This is a genomic window from Christiangramia gaetbulicola (assembly GCF_003054225.1).
Classification (GTDB): Bacteria; Bacteroidota; Bacteroidia; order Flavobacteriales; family Flavobacteriaceae; genus Christiangramia; species Christiangramia gaetbulicola.
In genome coordinates, this window is sequence record NZ_QBKQ01000003.1 from 539,283 (window position 1) to 556,873 (window position 17,591).

Below are 17,591 nucleotides of genomic sequence, written 5' to 3' on the forward strand. Positions count from 1 at the left end.
AGTATATAATTTTATGAGGACGAAGTCACTAAAAAAGAACAGGATCAACGTGGTAACCCTTGGTTGTAGTAAGAATGTTTACGATTCCGAGGTTTTGATGGGTCAGCTAAAGGCCAATGATAAAGACGTTGTACATGAAGAGGACGGGAATATTGTAGTGATAAATACCTGCGGATTTATAGATAATGCCAAGGAGCAATCTGTAAATACCATTCTTGAATTCGTTGAAAAAAAGCAACAGGGTGATGTAGACAAGGTTTTTGTGACCGGTTGTTTGAGCGAACGATATAAGCCAGACCTGCAAAAGGAAATCCCAGATGTAGACCAGTATTTTGGTACTACAGAATTACCCGGGCTACTTGCGGCCCTGGAAGCAGATTACAAGCATGAACTTATAGGGGAGCGTATGACCACGACTCCTAAGAATTACGCTTATTTAAAGATCGCTGAAGGTTGTGACCGTCCCTGTTCATTTTGTGCGATCCCGTTAATGCGTGGAGGGCATAAATCTACGCCTATCGAAAACCTGGTAACCGAAGCTGAAAAACTTGCCGCTAATGGGGTAAAAGAATTGATTTTGATCGCTCAGGACCTTACCTATTACGGTCTTGATCTCTATAAAAAACGTAATCTGGCCGAATTACTTGAAAACCTGGTAAAGGTTGAAGGTATAGAATGGATAAGATTGCATTACGCGTTTCCAACCGGTTTCCCGATGGATGTTCTGGAAGTGATGAAACGCGAACCTAAGGTTTGTAATTACCTGGATATCCCGCTTCAGCATATTTCAGATGACCTTTTGAAGTCTATGCGTCGTGGAACCACTCATGAAAAAACTACCAAGCTTCTGAAGGAATTCAGGAAAACAGTTCCAGAAATGGCTATTAGAACAACACTTATTGTTGGTTATCCGGGAGAAACTGAAGAACATTTTCAGGAATTAAAAGAATGGGTTAAGGAGATGCGTTTTGAGCGTCTTGGTTGTTTTACCTATTCTCATGAGGAGAACACCCACGCTTATAATCTTGAGGACAATGTGCCACAGGAAGTAAAACAGGAAAGAGCAAACGAAATTATGGAAATTCAGTCTCAGATCTCCTGGGAGCTGAATCAGCAGAAAATAGGGGAGACCTTTAAAGTGGTGATCGATAGAAAAGAAGGTAATTACTTTGTTGGGCGTACTGAATTTGATTCTCCAGATGTGGATAACGAGGTGCTGATCGATGCTACTTCGGTATATCTAAAGACCGGTGACTACTACGAGGTAAAGATTACTGATGCTGCAGATTTCGATCTTTATGGAGAGGCTTTAAATGTTACTTCTGAAAAACCTAAACGTAAAGAAATAAAAGTAAGAACTGAATAAAACTATTCAGTATTGGAATTAAAAAAGGCGGGAAATAGATTTCCCGCCTTTTTTATTTTTGTTACGCTTTCTTAATTATTCGAATTGTCATCATTCAAAAGTATCGGCTTTCCGTAGCCGAGATCTTCCAGTTTATCCATCTGGGTTTCGGCATCACCAACGATCAGGTAATACATACGGTCAGGATCTACATATTTTTTTGCTAAATCCTGTATATCCAGAACGCCTATTTCCTCTACTTTTTGTTCACGCTCCTTGATGTAATCATAGTCATATCCATAATCGCTTATCTCGCGGAGCATATTTAATTTTGCACCAAGGGTTTCAAACCTTCTGGCGTTGCTCTTTATCATATAACTTTTGGTCACCTCAAGATCCTCCTGATCAAAGGTCGTAGCATAATCTTTCACTATATCTCTTACCAGTTCTGCAGCTTCATAGGTAATATTACTTCTCACCCCGCTGGTGATCATAAAAGGGCCTATATAAGACCTGTCTGTAAACCTGGATCGTATCCCGTAAGTGTAACCTTTTCCTTCTCTTAGTTCCTGGGTAAGTCTTGAAGCGAAGCTACCACCACCTAAACGGTAGTTCATTACTTCTGCCGGGTAGAAATCTTCATTTTTTGCAGACAGTGAGGGCGCTCCAAAAGCAAAGACAGATTGTTTCGCTCCCGGTACATCATAAAAATATACCCTGGATTTCTTCGGAAGTTCAAATTCCGGGATCTCGGGGAAGGCAACATTTTTTGGAGCCCAGCTAGCTGAAATAGCTTTTACTGAGTTTACCGCTTCAGATTTATCTACCGCACCCACGGCTAGAAAAGTCGTGGCCAATGGAGATAAGTTATCTTCATAATAATTCTTTAGATCCTCTATACTCAGACTTTTTACAGTTTCAGGAGTTCCCAGTTGATTGTAGGAAAGAATGCTGTTCTCGCCATAAACAAGTTTTTTAAACTCATTTTGTGCGATGGCATTTGGATCACCTTTTTCTTCCTGAAGTTCGCTTAAGGTTTGTTGTTTAAGCAATTCAAACTCTTTTTCATCCCATCTTGGTTCCAGCAAGATCTCCTTAACCAGGACCATGGTTTCTGCATAATTTTTAGCCAAAGTATTCCCGGAAATAGTGATCTTTTCCTCACCGGCATTTACATAGATCTCGGCACCCAGTAATTCGATGGCCTCTTCAAGTTCTGCCGGGGTTCTTTTAGCGGTTCCTTTGGTCATCATACTGGCGAGCATATTTGAAACTCCTGCTTTATCTCTGCTTTCCAGTAACTGACCACCTTTCATTTCCAGGCTGAATCGTACTACCGGTACTTCGTTATTGGTAATTCCCATAACCTGCATTCCCGATGGCATTCTTGCATCCCAGATCTCTGGAATATTCAACTCTGGTTTCCCATGATAGGGAGGTTCTATACTCCGGTCAAAACTCGAGGGAGTCTTCTTATAACTTACTTTTTGATTCGGGTCGAAATCTTCTTCTGCACCTTCCATGATCTTTTCTTCAACGACTTCAGCTTTTTGAGAATTTGTGAGAGCCAGGTCTATTTCTCCTTTCGGAACAAAGCTTGTTGCAACGTAATTCTTGTCTTTTATGTATTTCTTGAATACCCGCATCACGTCTTCTGCGGTAACTGCCAGCATTTTATCAACTTCCTTATTGATGAAGTTAGGATCTTTAGCGAAGATCTCATACTGGGCTAATTGAAACCCTTTCCCGAGAACACTGGATATAGAATTGTAGAAATTCGTTTCCAGTCCCGCTTTGATCCTTTTGAGGTCTTTCTGCGGAATCCCATTTTTTTCAAACTCAGAGAAAGTTTCCTCGATAGCCAATTCAACTGAATCTAGATCCTTACCGTCATAAGCTCTAACCTGAAGCATTAATTGCCCGGCCAGCTCAGAGGTATAATTGAACATGTCTACATCACTGCTAAGTTTTTCTTGTTCTACCAGTTTTTTATAAAGTGGTGCGTTCTTTCCTTCTGCCAAATAATTCGAAAGGATTTCCAGGGCGAAGGAGTCTTCGTGGTAAGAATAGACCGAAGGCCAGGCCAGGGTCAACTCAGGTAGTTTGGCAAAGTTGTCTTCATGATACAGGCTTTTAGATTCCTTAAGGCTCACTAATTGCTTATCCAGTTCCTGCACTTCCGGGCCACGTGGGATCTCATCAAAATATTTATGAACCCATTCACGCGCCTGTTCTTTATCAAAATTTCCCGAAATGGTTAAGATCACATTATTAGGTACATACCATTTATTATAAAAATCCTTTACGTCCTGCAAGGTAGCATTCTGCAGGTCTTCCAGGCTTCCAATTACCTGCCAGTGGTAAGGATGATCTTCAGGGTAAAGATTGCGGTCTACCACATAGAAAGTATGCCCATAAGGACGGTTATCCACTCCCTGGCGCTTTTCATTTTTAACTACCTGCTTTTCCTTTGCCAGCACTGGCTCGGTTACGGTATTAATGAAATAACCAAGTTTATCGGCTTCTGCCCAGATCATTTTTTCCAGGGCATCATTCGGTACGGTCTGGAAATAATTGGTTCTGTCTCTACTGGTAGAACCGTTCGCGCCCGAACCTCCTATACGTGCACTTAATTTATCAAGTCCGCCCTTTCCGAGATTTTCAGACTCAAGGAATAAAAGATGCTCGAATAAATGCGCAAAACCTGTTCTTCCATCTTTTTCCCTGGCAGAACCTACGTGAGCCGTTAATGCCACGGCCACCACTGGATCTGAAGTGTCCTGATGTAGGATCACTTTTAAACCGTTCTCCAGGTTGAAAGTTTCAAAATCTACCGAGAAATTTTCTGTCTTTTCCTGACCGTAAGTAAGGCTTACGACTCCCAGGATAAAAATGATTAGTAATGATCTTTTTAATTTCATTTTATGATGTCTTTTTTAATAGTCGTATCCGGTATTGTTGGTAAAGAAGAGGGCATTAGCAAAGAAAAGCTTTCCGTTTTGCCAGAATGCACGGAATAAAGGATTGTCTACCATATAAATGATACTTCCTTCACCCATTTTTACTTCTCCAAATACCAGTGAATTATCTAAATTTTTAACCGCATCGTTCCCGGCAAATCCTGAAACCACTTCAGGATCCTCAATATAGGAAACATTGTAGCCGTCGCTTAAAAGTGCATAACTGTCGCTGCTTAATTTAAGACTGAAATATTCGTCATCATATCCAAAGGCAAGTGGATGGGTATTATCAAGTTTAGTTCTTATGATACTACCGGTGATAAGGTTTTTGATGCTCTCGCGTTCTCTTTTCGCATAAGGGATAAGATTAGCATCGGTAGCTGTAGAATCTTTTTCTGTTTTCTTATTTTCGGAGATCCCGAAACCTTCTTTTTCGTTAAAGCTGCCCACGGCATTTCCAATTGCGATCAATTTTCCACCATTACTGACCCAGGAGGAGATCTTATCGAATGTTTTTTCATCCAAAAAATCGCTGTACCAGCCTTCAGGCATTATAAGTACATCGAGGTCATTCAGGTCAACTCTGTCAAAATATTCAGTATTTATAGGTGTTACAGGGTAATTAAGATCCTGCTCGAAAAAATACCAGATCTCACCATAGTTCAAGGAAGAAACTTCATTTCCTTTTAATAAACCTATTTTTTGTTCATTGATGATCTTGATATCTGGAGATCCAAAATCTGGACCGTTTTCGGCAAAACTGGTTTCGGTAGTTAATAACTGGCGCTCGTGAGCATCGGCGGTTTCAATCACCTTTGCATCAAAATTTTCCAGTTTCCTATTATCGCTTTTGGTAATGATAAGACTTCCCGGAGCGAATTTCTGTCCGTTGCTTTCAAATGGCACTTCGCTAAACCTAACTTTGATACCATTCTTAATAAGATCTGCCAGGAACTGCGCATCCTGCATGCTGTTCCACTTTGTGATATAGCCAGCCCCGTTTTCATTTGCTGTATTTTGAATAGTATTAGAACTGGTTCTATTTGATCCTGAAATTTTTCTGCTGCTGGCCACGGCATCCAGACCATAGGCATAAGGAAGACTCCAGGCAGTAATATCATAAGTAAGCGAATCCTGTAATTTGGTTTTAGGTTCGAATAAGACCTTTACCATTTTACCTTTCGGTTGATCTGTAGACACGATAAGGGTGTTCTCATCACTACTCAAACTTCCATTATCGTTCTCTTTATAACTATAACCGACTACTTTACCGGAATTGGCATAAGAATATTCAATTTCATGTCTATCCAGCAATTGCTTTAATGACTCTAATTTGTCCTTACTGCCATTTAGCGCATAACTTTTATATTCAAAATCCTCATCGCTGAAGTAATTCTGAAACTCTTTGTTCAATTCTGAAGCGTTCTTTGAAGCTACTTCAACGGTTGAAAGTCCGGTGGTGTAATGATGCTCGAGGCGATCTTTTAAGGTTAATATATAACCTTCGTCTGTTTTAATTCCCAGGCCTGCTCTTCCATGACCCGCCTGCTCATAGGTCATCCCGATTGCTCCCATATAAGTTGGATAAGTATCGCCGTAGCTGGGGTAGAGAAGGTCGAAGCGTTCCCCGGTGAAATATAACCAGCCCTCTTTATCAAAATATCTTGCGTGATTTTTCCCAATCCTGGTCTGGAAATCTCTCTGAAAAGGGGTGATCACCTCGTGAAATGGTTCAGCTGCGGGAGCAAAATAATAAGGCTCATTGATGCCCTGTTCATGGAAATCTACATGAATATGTGGCAACCATTGGTTGTAAACTTTTAATCGTTCCTGGGTCTCTATTTGCGTAGCCCAGGCCCAGTCACGGTTAAGGTCAAAAAGATAATGGTTTGGTCTTCCACCAGGCCAGGGTTCATGATGTTCAGATGCTTCCTGGGAAACGTTATAAGGTTCGGTTTTTACCTGATTGTACCAATTGGCGTAGCGATCTCTTCCATCTGGATTTACACAGGGATCCATGATGACCACAGTATTCTCAAGCCAGTCTTTTTTTTCCGTAACTAGGTTGTATAAAGTTTTCATGGCAGCTTCTGTGCTGGATGCTTCATTCCCGTGCACATTGTAGCTCAGCCAGACCACAGCAATTTCTGAATCTTTTTCACTGGTCTTATCATCGGTACTATTGAGATGGTTTTTCCTGATATTTTCAAGATTAGAAATATTCGCTTCAGAAGAAATTACGGCATAGGTGAGGGGCCGGCGCTCATTGGTTTTTCCGTAGGTATTATATTCGACCATCGGAGAATTTTCTGCGATATGTTCAAAATAATTTACCACATCGGCATGACGGGAAAACTGACTTCCAAGTTCGTATCCAAGAAAATCTGAAGGGGATTTTAATTCCTGTGCGGTTAAAAATTGTCCTATAAAAAGAAAAACGCTTATAAAAGCATACTGATATTTCATTCAATTCAGGGTTTGTGAATAATATCAGTAAATATAAAGCCTGTTTATAATATAAGAATATTGAATGCTGAAAAATTCTGCTGTTCCAGGAGTTTATTTAGTTCCAGACATCATTTTGCAGCCATGTTGCGGCATTCTTCAAATATTGCACATAATTACAGGGTTCATTATGGGTAAGTCCGGGAGCCACTTCCAAAGATACATCGCTGCCAACGCTTTGGGTAGCTTCCACCCATTCCTGGGTTTCTTCCAAAGGGAATAATTCATCCAGTTCACCGTGAATAACATACATGGGAATATTCATTCTTCTCGGATTGCCCTGAGTATTATAGGTGTTATAGGAACTGGCCATGGGGATAGCCGCGCTTAAAAGATCTGGCTGGGTCTCACCATAGAACCAAGCCCCGTTACCTCCATTGCTATAGCCGTTCACCACGATTTTAGAATCATCTACGGGTAAATAGTCCTTAGCAAGGTCAATAAGGCTTAGTACGAGATCCTGATTGGCAAATTGAAGCCAGTCCATAGTTCCGCCATTAGGGCTGATAATTATAGGGTTTATAGCTTCAAAACCGGGTTCAGCATAACAGGCAGTTGTTTTATGTGCATCCGGGCTTCCACCAGCGGCACCATGCAAGGTCATTACTAGGGGTCTTGGATTCGAAGAAAGGTCTCCTTCCGGAATTATCACTCTAAAAAACCACTCTCCACCAAAGGTATTTACTAGGGAAACATCATTAATTCCCGGTTGAAAATCCAGTTCCTGAAAATCTGCCTGCACATCTGCATAGGTCCTTTGCTCTGGCGGCGGATTGGAATCATCTGAGGAACTACATGATAAGAAAACGGCTACTGAAAATATTAATACGATCTTAAGAATATTAGAATTCATAATTCTGAAATTTAGCCTTAGAAAGTTATTAATTAAATACTTGGCTATTTTTCCGGTATTGTTAATAATTTCTTAAAAAAACAGACTTTTAGATAAGAATCCAAAACACCGTATATTTACGCCAAACATCATACGATACAATGTCGGAAGAAACAATTCTCTATCCCGAAACCAATTATTTTTCACCCTTTATTCTCGATTATCTGGCTGAAAAAAGCAGCCTTAAAGATTTCTATAATCGCTATCCAAAAATTGAAAATTTCGGACCTCAAATAGAGGAGAAAAAGAACAGTTATGATCATAGTATCCGCAAAGACCTTATCGAGGTTTTAAATGAACAGTATTCAGGGCTGGAAGTTTCAGAATTGACCAGAGAAAATATAGAGCTTTTCGGTTCAGAAAAAACTTTCACCGTTGTTACCGGGCACCAGTTGAACCTTTTCACTGGCCCGCTTTATTTTCTTTATAAGATCATTTCCACGATCAATCTTACCAGGCAGTTAAAAAATAAGTATCCCGAAAATAATTTTGTTCCTATTTACTGGATGGCGACGGAAGATCATGATTTTGATGAAATAAACTTCTTCAATCTTAATGGCAAGAAATTCAAATGGAACAATGCAGATAAAAGAGCAGGGAAGACCGCGGTTGGAAAACTTTCTACTGAAGGACTGGATGAGGTATTTAAACTTTTTTCAGCTGAAATTGGTGGTGGCGAAAATGCGGAATATCTAAAGAACTTATTCGAAAAGGGCTATCTGGAACATGATAATCTAACCGATGCCACCCGTTATATCGCTAATGAGCTCTTTGGCGAATCTGGACTGGTGATCGTGGCAGCCGGTGACAAGAGGCTGAAAAAGCATTTCATTCCTTTTGTGGAGAATGAACTCACCAAACAGGTGTCGCTAAATAAAACTACCGAAACTGTTGAAAAAATAAATTCCCTGGGATATAATATCCAGGTGAATCCAAGGGAGATCAACCTGTTTTATCTAACCGAGGAACTGCGTGAAAGGATCATTGAAAAAGATGGGAAATACTTTGTTCATGAAACCGAGATCTCCTGGACCAAAGATGAGATCCTTAATGAACTAAAGGAACATCCTGAGCGGTTCAGTCCTAATGTAATGCTAAGGCCGCTATACCAGGAAGTGATCCTGCCTAACCTTTGTTATATAGGAGGTGGGGGTGAGCTGGCGTACTGGCTGGAACTAAAGTCATATTTCGAGACTGAAAACATTACTTTCCCTATGCTATTGTTGCGTAACTCTGCTTTATTGCAAACAGCCAAGCAGAATGAAAAGCGTGAGCGATTGAATATCACTATGCCTGAGCTTTTTCTAAAGCAGCATGAGCTTATAAACAGGAAGGTTAGGAAGATCTCGAATATTGATATCGACTTTTCTCCGCAGAAAGAGCATCTTGTCCAGCAATTCCAGCAAATGTATGACCTGGCCGAGCAAACAGACGAGTCATTCCTGGGAGCCGTAAAAGCACAGGAGGTGAAACAATTAAAAGGACTGGACAATCTTGAAAAAAGGTTACTGAAAGCTCAAAAGAGAAAACTAAAGGATGAAGTGGAGAGGATCGCCAAATTACAGAACGCTCTTTTCCCGAATCGCAGCCTGCAGGAAAGACAAACCAATTTTTCTGAATTTTACGTGGAGTATGGTAAGGATCTAATCTCACATCTGATGGAGAATTTAGACCCTCTGGAATCTAACTTTAAAATTTTGACATTTGGAAAATAATAAAATGCATACCATAGATATGGATCTAGTGGAAATGACCCTGGATGTCATGAAATACACCATAGATCGTATCTCAAACGTTACCCCTGAACTTGGATCTCCCAAAAAAGAGGAAGATCTTTTAAGAATAGTAGGAGAAACCATTACTCCTGAAGGAATTGGAGGTGAGAATGCCTTCCAGTTATTCAGAGATGTACTGGTAAAGGCTACCGTGCCTATAGACCATCCCCGTCACCTGGCCTTTGTACCCGCTGCACCAACCAGGGCAGCGATCATGTTCGACCTTGTTACCTCGGCTTCCAGTATTCATGGAGCTTATTGGATGGAAGGTGCCGGTGGAATTTTCTGTGAAAACCAGGCTATGAAATGGCTTGTTTCCCTAACTAAATTACCTGAAGGCGCTTTTGGTGTTTTTACCAGTGGAGGAACAGCCGCGAATCTTTCGGCTTTAGTGACGGCAAGAGAAGAATGGAGAGAACAAAAGCCAGAACACGCCAGAGACAGAGCGTTATTATTAGCCTCGACAGGAGCGCATAGTTCTATAAAATCCATGGCTAAAGTAATGGATGCCGATATTCAGCTTATAGAATCTGAAGATGAATATCTTTCAGGGAATGAACTTAGGAAAGCGCTGGATGGTTTAGACGAAAATGACAGGAACAGGTTGTTCGCGATTGTAGCTACCGGTGGAACCACCAATGCTGGAATCATTGACGATCTGCAGGGGATAGCAGATATTTGTGAGGAAGAAAATATCTGGTTACATGTAGACTGCGCTTATGGCGGAGGAGCACTGGCGGCAAATTCAGTAAGGCATCTTTTCAACGGCATCGAAAAAGCAGACAGTATCACTATAGATCCTCATAAATGGTTGTTTTCGCCTTATGATTGCGGTGCGGTTATTTATAAGAATCTGGAGCTGGCCAAAAAAGCCCATTCACAAAAGGGCGCTTACCTGGAGATCTTTAAAGATGAAGGTGCCCAGGGATTTAATCCGGCAGATTATCAAATACAACTGACCAGAAGACTACGCGGGATGCCACTATGGTTCTCGCTGGCGATGCATGGCACCAATAAGTATAAGGAAGCGATTGAGCGCGGAATAGAACTGGCTAAAATTGCCGCAGAGAAGATCAAGAATAATGATAACCTGGAGCTGGTAAGACCGGCTAGTCTATCGGTCGTTCTTTTCAAAAGAAAGGGATGGGCGGCAGAAGATTACCGCGACTGGACTTACAAAAACCATAATTCAGGTTTTGCCCTGGTAACTCCCTCACTTTGGAAAGAGGAGAGCGTGGTGCGTTTTTGTTTTATAAATCCAGATACCACAGAGAAGGATATCGACGAGATCCTGGCAACGCTTGCTTAGTTGTAAGTGACTCTTAATTTGATATTTAGCGGCTATTTTTCATATATTAGAATACTTTAGGGAATTAATTAACCAACTAAACCAATTTTAATTATGAAAAAACTAATGTTGCTGCTATTTGCGGCCGTATTGATAAACTTCAGTGTGAAAGCTCAAAATTATTCGGAAGTGAGATCTGTGATCGAAAGGAACTCCAGGATTATGCAGAAAGCCATGGAAGATGGGGATTTTGATAAATTCGGGTCTTTCTTCGCCGATGATGTGATCTTCAAAATGTCTGGACAGGAAGCTTTAAACGGAAGAGATGCCGTTACTGCCGCGCATAAACCTATGGCCGAGCAAAATATGAAATTAGTAATTCATACAGATGAAGTGCTGGATTTTGGAGATTACGCTAACGAACTTGGTACTTACGAGATACATACCAAGGAAGGCCAGAAGGTAGATCATGGGAGATATTCAACTTTATGGAAGAATGTGAATGGTGACTGGAAAATATACCGGGACTTTGTAAGCACATCAGCTGGCGCAGGCCAACCCTAAAAAAAAGATCAATCAATTTCATATTCCAGCCTCATAGTAATTGAGGCTGTTTTATTTTTGTCTGCGGTATTGTAAGCACCACTCCAGCTGTAATCTTCCCCGCTATTCTGCCCGGTAATCTGAAATACACCCATACTCGCGCTTTTAAGATCTCCCAGTGATTCACCACTGTTGGCAGCGATCTTTTCCGCTCTTAATCGTGCGTCTTCTGTGGCTTTAGAGATCATTTCAATTTTAAGATCGGCGATCTTGGTATAGTAATATCTTGGTGGCGAAGAATTGAATTGTACTCCTTTGTTCAGTAATTCGGTGATCTCCCTGGATACACTTTCAATAAGTTCAACTTCGGTAGATTCTATTTTTATCGGTTGGATGAGTTCATAGCCTTTAAATATACTGCCGGTGAAATTCCCATTTTGATATTGGTTTTCCATCTGCTCGATGGTTTGTACCGAGTTAAAGACGATATTTTCAGCTTTGATACCCTGATCTACCAGGTATTTTCTCACGATCTCCTTATCCCGGTTCAACTGTTCATAAGCTTCTTCCAGGTTGGGATTCATTCGGCTAAATCTTCCTTCCCAGACGATGAGGTCTGAAATGAAATTTTCACTGCCAGAACCGGTCACCGAGATGACACCATCTGGATTAGCTCTGGAAACATAAGAATTGCCTAAAAACCAGGCGGCAAGGACTATCGCGATAGAAAAGATGATCGCACTAAGGTATTTCATGTGAAGAGGTTTATGCTTAATTAAATATAGAAAATTTATCAAATCCTTTGCTTTCATTTTTTCTCGTTTTCCTATTTTTGCGCATGCAAAACAACGTACTCATCCTAGACTTTGGCTCGCAGTACACACAGCTTATAGCACGAAGAGTTAGAGAGCTGAATATTTACTGCGAAATTTATCCCTATCACAAAATACCAGAAGATTTATCAGGTTTTAAAGCAGTCATCCTTTCCGGAAGTCCATTTTCGGTAAGAGCTGAAGACGCACCACACCCTGATCTTTCACAAATTCGCGGAAAACTGCCTGTTCTGGCAGTGTGTTACGGTGCACAGTACCTGGCGCATTTCTTCGGAGGAAAAGTAGAACCTTCAGATACCAGGGAATATGGTAGAGCGAATCTTTCTGTGATCAAGGATGCCGAACCTTTATTTGAGAACATTAAAGAGAATTCTCAGGTTTGGATGAGTCATAGTGATTCTATCATAGACCTTCCTGAAAATGCCGTGAGACTGGCCAGTACCTCAGATGTACTTAATGCCGCTTACAGGATAGATGGGGAAGATACTTTTGCAATACAGTTCCATCCTGAGGTTTATCACTCGACAGATGGAAAGCAATTACTGGAGAATTTCCTTGTAAAGATTGCCGGTACCCAGCAATCCTGGACTCCTGGAGCTTTTGTAGATCTTACGGTTTCAGAACTTAAAGAGAAGATCGGTGATGATAAAGTGGTACTTGGTTTAAGTGGTGGAGTAGATTCTACTGTAGCCGCGGTTCTGCTTCATAAAGCTATCGGGAAGAACCTTTATTGCATTTTTGTAAATAATGGTCTTTTGAGAAAGAACGAATTCGAAAGCGTTCTGGATCAATATAAACATATGGGGCTTAACGTAAAGGGAGTTGATGCTTCGGCACGATTTCTGGATGCGCTAAAAGGATTAAGTGATCCTGAAGAAAAGCGTAAAGCCATTGGAAACACATTTATTGAAGTTTTCGACGATGAAGCTCACGAGATAAAGGATGTGGTTTACCTGGCCCAGGGAACCATTTATCCAGATGTTATCGAATCGGTTTCAGTGAACGGACCTTCGGTAACTATCAAATCTCACCATAATGTGGGAGGTTTGCCAGACTTCATGAAACTTAAAGTTGTGGAGCCTCTTAGAATGTTGTTCAAGGATGAGGTGAGAAGAGTTGGTAAGGAACTTGGTATAGATAAGGAACTACTGGGTAGACACCCTTTCCCAGGTCCGGGACTTGCGATAAGGATCCTAGGAGATATCACCGCAGAAAAGGTGCGCATACTTCAGGAAGTAGACCATGTATTTATCCAGGGCTTAAGAGACTGGATGCTGTATGATAAGGTATGGCAGGCAGGAGCGATCCTGTTACCAATTCAGTCTGTTGGAGTAATGGGAGATGAAAGAACCTACGAGCAGGTTGTAGCTTTAAGAGCGGTAGAATCTACCGATGGGATGACTGCAGACTGGGTGAATTTACCTTATGAATTTTTACAAAAAACGTCCAATACAATAATTAACCGGGTAAAGGGCGTTAATAGAGTGGTGTATGATATAAGTTCAAAACCACCAGCAACAATTGAGTGGGAATAAGATAATTTTCATTTCAACCTAAATCGATCATAATGAAGTACCTATTTGTAATATGCTTTCTTTTTCAAATTTATTCGACTTCGGCGAATGCCCAGTCCTATAAATACCATACTGTAAAAAAAGGGGAAACCGTTTTTAGTATTTCTCAAACCTATAGTATAGATGAGGAAGATATTTACAAATATAATCCCGATGCTAAAGAGGGGATAGGCATAAATGAAAAACTCGTGATCCCGATCGATGCATCTACTTCCCAACCTGAAGCTGGAAGTTCAGTCAGTTTTAAAGAGCATACGGTTAAAAAGAAGGAAACTCTTTATAGTCTTTCCAAGGAATATGACGTAAGTGTAGATGAGATAAAAAGGTATAATAAGCAGCTTTACTCAAAAGAATTGCAGATGGGTGAAACCATTAGAATACCTCAGGGTGCTGCACGCAGCAACTCTATGATCGCTGAAAATACTCCTAAGCCGGCTCCTGTTTCTAAGCCAAAGGAATCCCAGATCACCAAGACCCGTGAACATATTGTTCTTCCCAAGGAGACCAAGTATGGTATCGCGAGAAAATACGGGATGACGCTGAAAGAGCTGGAAGCTATTAATCCACGTGTTGAAGAGCTTCAACCGGGAATGATGATTAGAGTGGGGACAGATGTTCTTGAAGACGAGCCGGTGATTATTACCGATGATCGTTTCAGATTTTACGAGGTTAAACCTCAGGAAACACTTTTCAGCCTTACCAGGAGATTTGGAGTTAGCATTGATTCATTAAAACAATTGAATCCGGCTTTAAAAGACGGACTTAAATTCGGGATGGTACTAAAAGTTCCTGAAAATCCTGATGGGAAAAATACAGACGATGAAGATTATACCGGTAGCGGCGAATTAGCCAATACCAAAATGGATCTTAGTAACTCTATAAATAACCGCAGCACCAAGGAGATCGTTCTAATGTTGCCTTATCACCTCAATAAGATCGAAGAGGATTCTATCGAGACCTACCGTAATTCTATTATGAATGAGAGGGTGGTTAGAATTTCCCTTGATTTTTACAGTGGGGTTCTAATGGCGATAGATAAAGCAAAATCTATGGGTATCTCTACGAATTTGAAGGTATATGATACCAGGCAGAGTGCTTCTGATGTGGCAAATGTGATAAATGCCAATGATTTTAGTAATGTAGATGCTGTGATCGGTCCGTTATTACAAACTCCTACTGAAGCTGCCGCAGCTAGGTTGGAAAGCAAGAATATCCCTGTGATCAATCCTTTATCTAACCGAAGTATGAGAGGATACCAGAACCTCTTTCAGTCTGTTCCAACAGAGGAATTCATGAAAAATGCCATGCTGGAGTTTATTTCAAGGAATTCTGCCGGGAAAAACGTGATCATTGTGGCTGATGGAAAGGCCTTCAAAATAAAGAGTGAATTAAGCAGTATTCTTCCTTCTGCAAGAGTGGTAACCCCTACAGATAATTATGTATCTGATGCCGCGCTGGCGGGAACCCTCACCGCTGGAAAAAACCTGGTGATCCTGGAATCTGATAATATAAATGTGGTAAGCAGTACGACCTCTGCACTTAACAGGCTGGCGAGAGAGCATGATATTACTCTTTTAACGACCAATAAGACCAATGCATTTGAAAACGACATCATTTCTAACAATCACCTTGGGAACTTGAAATTTCATTATCCTTCTGTAGATAAGGAATATGATAACACGGCTACAGAGAAGTTCAACGAAAGATATGTGGAGCGTTTTAATATCGAGCCTAACAGGTATGCTCTTCGAGGTTACGACCTAACTTTGGATATTCTTTTAAGACTGGCTTCGGCAGAAGATCTTTATGATTCATTTGAAAGATATCCTGGTTTTACGGAATATTATGAAAGTAAGTTCCATTATATGCCTAATCCAGAAGGAGGTTTTACAAACGATGCGATCTACCTGTTGAAACTGAATAAAGACCTAACCATAAGCGAAGCGAATGACCTCTAAAGTAAAATACCTGGGCAGTTTAAGAACCGAGTCTGAGCATTTGCAAAGCGGAGCAAAGATGATCACAGATGCCCCGGTAGATAATCACGGGAAAGGTGAAGCCTTTTCACCTACAGATACGGTTGCGAATGCGCTTGCTACCTGTATGCTCACGGTAATGGGCATAAAGGCAGAATCTTTAGGAGTAGATATGGATGGAGCTACTGCTGAGGTTACCAAGACCATGGCGGCAGATCCGCGCAGGATCTCCAAGATAGACGTTAATATACTTTTCCCGAGATCTTATGAGGAAAAGGAAACCAGGATCCTTGAAAATACAGGGAGGACCTGTCCTGTCCTACAAAGTTTACATCCCGATATAGAGAAGAATATTTCTTTTAAATATTCATGAAAATTCACGGCCTCTTAATTTGCTGCCTTTTATGCATCGCTAGTTCCTTGTCTCAGGAAGAACAGGAGAAGATCAAATGGCAGGAGGGAAGGCCACTTACCTGGGAAGATTTTAAGGCTGAACCAGATACTACTTTATCCTATTCTGCGAATACAAATTCCGGGATTAGCTATACCTGGAATTATAGCACGGCAACCGGAGTTCCTGTACTGGAACACGAAGTTTTTACCAATTTTTATCCAAATAAGTCATGGGTGCAGAAAGATATTCATGATGAGGATTACCTGCTGAAGCACGAGCAACTGCATTTTGATATTTCAGAATTACATGCCCGTAAGCTTAGAAAGGCTTTGGCTGAATATGAAATTCTCAGAAATATTCGCCAGGATCTAAAACGTATCTATAATCGAATTGAAGCTGAAAGAGTGGAAATGCAGAATAAATTCGACCGGGAAACTTCCCACAGCGAGAATAAAGAAGCTGAAAGGAAGTGGCGTGAATTTGTAAAGCAGGAGCTTAAAAAGCTAGCAAAATATTCCAGTTAAAGCTGAGCAACCTCTTTTTTCGCTGATTCAAATTCGCTTATCATTTCCTTTACAATTTCCGCAGCAGGTTTTATATCGTGAATAAGCCCGGATATTTGCCCTATTTCAAGTTCCCCTTCTTCAAGGTCACCCTCAAACATTCCTTTCTTTGCCCGTGCTCTTCCTAACAATTCTATAAGCTCTTCCTTGCTTGGAGCCTTAGCATAGAGATTCTGCACATCCTCATAGAATTTATTTTTAAGCAAACGTACCGGGGCAAGTTCTTTAAGCGTTAAAACCGTATCTCCTTCTTTAGCTTTCACCACCATTTCCTTAAAGTTCTTATGAGAAGAAGCTTCGGGAGTGGCCACAAAGCGGCTACCCACCTGTACTGCGTCTGCTCCAAGCACCATGGCAGCTAACATTCCCCTTCCGGTAGCTATTCCGCCGGCAGCGATTAGAGGAATGGAAATTTTTTCCTTCACCATCGGGATAAGAGTAAACGTAGTGGTTTCATCCCGGCCGTTATGACCCCCAGCTTCAAAACCTTCAGCTACAACGGCATCTACGCCGGCTTCTTCAGATTTCATAGCGAATTTCACACTGCTCACTACATGAACCACTTTGATACCATGTTCCTGCAGATGTTTGGTCCAGGTTTTGGGATTTCCAGCAGAGGTGAATACGATCTTTACATCTTCTTCAATAATGATCTCCATGATCTTATCGATTTCCGGATAGAGCATAGGAACATTTACCGCGAATGGTTTATCTGTTGCTTTTTTACATTTCTGAATATGCTCTCTAAGAACATCAGGATACATAGAACCAGAGCCAATAATTCCCAGTCCGCCGGCATTTGAAACCGCGCTGGCAAGTTTCCAGCCACTGGCCCAGATCATTCCTGCCTGGATCAAAGGATATTCTATATTAAAAAGTTGGGTGATCTTATTGTTGGTAGCCATTATTTTAAAGGATATAAGTGTTTCCTGAATAATTTTAT

At 41.0% G+C, this 17,591-nt stretch carries 13 protein-coding genes; 8 read left to right on the forward strand and 5 right to left on the reverse strand.

What is annotated here, in order from left to right:
- The first annotated feature begins 13 nt into the window (after positions 1-13).
- On the forward strand, positions 14-1,366 hold the full coding sequence (gene rimO / locus C8P64_RS14025; protein WP_108172702.1) for a 30S ribosomal protein S12 methylthiotransferase RimO: 1,353 nt from the start codon (positions 14-16) through the stop codon (positions 1,364-1,366).
- Positions 1,367-1,437: 71 nt separating this feature from the next.
- Here rimO and C8P64_RS14030 read toward each other — a convergent pair whose 3' ends face one another.
- The 3 genes from C8P64_RS14030 to C8P64_RS14040 form a co-directional block, all read right to left on the reverse strand.
- A complete protein-coding gene (locus C8P64_RS14030) occupies positions 1,438-4,266 on the reverse strand; it encodes a M16 family metallopeptidase (RefSeq protein WP_108172703.1) in 2,829 nt (942 codons plus the stop codon).
- Between the two features lie 15 nt (positions 4,267-4,281).
- A complete protein-coding gene (locus C8P64_RS14035; RefSeq protein WP_108172704.1) occupies positions 4,282-6,771 on the reverse strand; it encodes a M14 family metallopeptidase in 2,490 nt (829 codons plus the stop codon).
- Between the two features lie 97 nt (positions 6,772-6,868).
- Positions 6,869-7,663 (reverse strand): carboxylesterase family protein, encoded by a 795-nt coding sequence (locus C8P64_RS14040; protein ID WP_108172705.1) that lies wholly within the window; start codon positions 7,661-7,663, stop codon positions 6,869-6,871.
- A gap of 140 nt (positions 7,664-7,803) precedes the next feature.
- Between C8P64_RS14040 and bshC the strand changes: the two genes are divergently transcribed.
- The 3 genes from bshC to C8P64_RS14055 all read left to right on the forward strand — a co-directional run bounded on the left by bshC (position 7,804) and on the right by C8P64_RS14055 (position 11,329).
- Positions 7,804-9,417, forward strand: coding sequence for a bacillithiol biosynthesis cysteine-adding enzyme BshC (gene bshC / locus C8P64_RS14045; RefSeq protein ID WP_108172706.1), 1,614 nt, complete (start codon positions 7,804-7,806; stop codon positions 9,415-9,417).
- A gap of 4 nt (positions 9,418-9,421) precedes the next feature.
- Positions 9,422-10,786, forward strand: coding sequence for a pyridoxal phosphate-dependent decarboxylase family protein (locus C8P64_RS14050; protein WP_108172964.1), 1,365 nt, complete (start codon positions 9,422-9,424; stop codon positions 10,784-10,786).
- Positions 10,787-10,879: 93 nt separating this feature from the next.
- Positions 10,880-11,329, forward strand: a complete 450-nt coding sequence (locus C8P64_RS14055) for a YybH family protein (protein ID WP_108172707.1) — start codon at positions 10,880-10,882, stop codon at positions 11,327-11,329.
- An 8-nt stretch (positions 11,330-11,337) separates the two neighbouring features.
- Here the strand turns inward: C8P64_RS14055 and C8P64_RS14060 are convergent, their stop codons facing one another.
- Complete coding sequence (locus C8P64_RS14060) at positions 11,338-12,063, reverse strand: SIMPL domain-containing protein (protein ID WP_108172965.1); 726 nt, start codon at positions 12,061-12,063, stop codon at positions 11,338-11,340.
- An 83-nt stretch (positions 12,064-12,146) separates the two neighbouring features.
- Here C8P64_RS14060 and guaA point away from each other — a divergent pair, with 83 nt between their 5' ends.
- The 4 genes from guaA to C8P64_RS14080 are packed head-to-tail and all read left to right on the forward strand — an operon-like array spanning position 12,147 to position 16,609.
- The gene (gene guaA, locus C8P64_RS14065) at positions 12,147-13,676 is read left to right on the forward strand and encodes a glutamine-hydrolyzing GMP synthase (RefSeq protein WP_108172708.1); all 1,530 of its coding nucleotides are present in this window, start codon (positions 12,147-12,149) and stop codon (positions 13,674-13,676) included.
- A gap of 32 nt (positions 13,677-13,708) precedes the next feature.
- The gene (locus C8P64_RS14070; RefSeq protein ID WP_108172709.1) at positions 13,709-15,673 is read left to right on the forward strand and encodes a LysM peptidoglycan-binding domain-containing protein; all 1,965 of its coding nucleotides are present in this window, start codon (positions 13,709-13,711) and stop codon (positions 15,671-15,673) included.
- Complete coding sequence (locus tag C8P64_RS14075) at positions 15,663-16,064, forward strand: OsmC family protein (protein ID WP_108172710.1); 402 nt, start codon at positions 15,663-15,665, stop codon at positions 16,062-16,064. The genes C8P64_RS14070 and C8P64_RS14075 overlap by 11 nt, the downstream gene beginning before the upstream one ends.
- Positions 16,061-16,609, forward strand: a complete 549-nt coding sequence (locus tag C8P64_RS14080) for a DUF922 domain-containing protein (protein WP_108172711.1) — start codon at positions 16,061-16,063, stop codon at positions 16,607-16,609. Before C8P64_RS14075 ends, C8P64_RS14080 begins: the two co-directional genes overlap by 4 nt.
- On the opposite strand, the gene C8P64_RS14085 is transcribed toward C8P64_RS14080, so the two are convergent.
- Positions 16,606-17,553, reverse strand: coding sequence for an NAD(P)H-dependent flavin oxidoreductase (locus C8P64_RS14085; protein WP_108172712.1), 948 nt, complete (start codon positions 17,551-17,553; stop codon positions 16,606-16,608). The genes C8P64_RS14080 and C8P64_RS14085 overlap by 4 nt on opposite strands.
- Between the last annotated feature and the right edge of the window lie 38 nt (positions 17,554-17,591).

Bases quoted from the DNA above. Each gene is read 5' to 3' on its own strand.
- rimO (WP_108172702.1), top strand. From the start codon at position 14: ATGAGGACGAAGTCACTAAAAAAGAACAGGATCAACGTGGTAACCCTT.
- C8P64_RS14030 (WP_108172703.1), bottom strand. From the start codon at position 4,266: ATGAAATTAAAAAGATCATTACTAATCATTTTTATCCTGGGAGTCGTA.
- C8P64_RS14035 (WP_108172704.1), bottom strand. From the start codon at position 6,771: ATGAAATATCAGTATGCTTTTATAAGCGTTTTTCTTTTTATAGGACAA.
- C8P64_RS14040 (WP_108172705.1), bottom strand. From the start codon at position 7,663: ATGAATTCTAATATTCTTAAGATCGTATTAATATTTTCAGTAGCCGTT.
- bshC (WP_108172706.1), top strand. From the start codon at position 7,804: ATGTCGGAAGAAACAATTCTCTATCCCGAAACCAATTATTTTTCACCC.
- C8P64_RS14050 (WP_108172964.1), top strand. From the start codon at position 9,422: ATGCATACCATAGATATGGATCTAGTGGAAATGACCCTGGATGTCATG.
- C8P64_RS14055 (WP_108172707.1), top strand. From the start codon at position 10,880: ATGAAAAAACTAATGTTGCTGCTATTTGCGGCCGTATTGATAAACTTC.
- C8P64_RS14060 (WP_108172965.1), bottom strand. From the start codon at position 12,063: ATGAAATACCTTAGTGCGATCATCTTTTCTATCGCGATAGTCCTTGCC.
- guaA (WP_108172708.1), top strand. From the start codon at position 12,147: ATGCAAAACAACGTACTCATCCTAGACTTTGGCTCGCAGTACACACAG.
- C8P64_RS14070 (WP_108172709.1), top strand. From the start codon at position 13,709: ATGAAGTACCTATTTGTAATATGCTTTCTTTTTCAAATTTATTCGACT.
- C8P64_RS14075 (WP_108172710.1), top strand. From the start codon at position 15,663: ATGACCTCTAAAGTAAAATACCTGGGCAGTTTAAGAACCGAGTCTGAG.
- C8P64_RS14080 (WP_108172711.1), top strand. From the start codon at position 16,061: ATGAAAATTCACGGCCTCTTAATTTGCTGCCTTTTATGCATCGCTAGT.
- C8P64_RS14085 (WP_108172712.1), bottom strand. From the start codon at position 17,553: ATGGCTACCAACAATAAGATCACCCAACTTTTTAATATAGAATATCCT.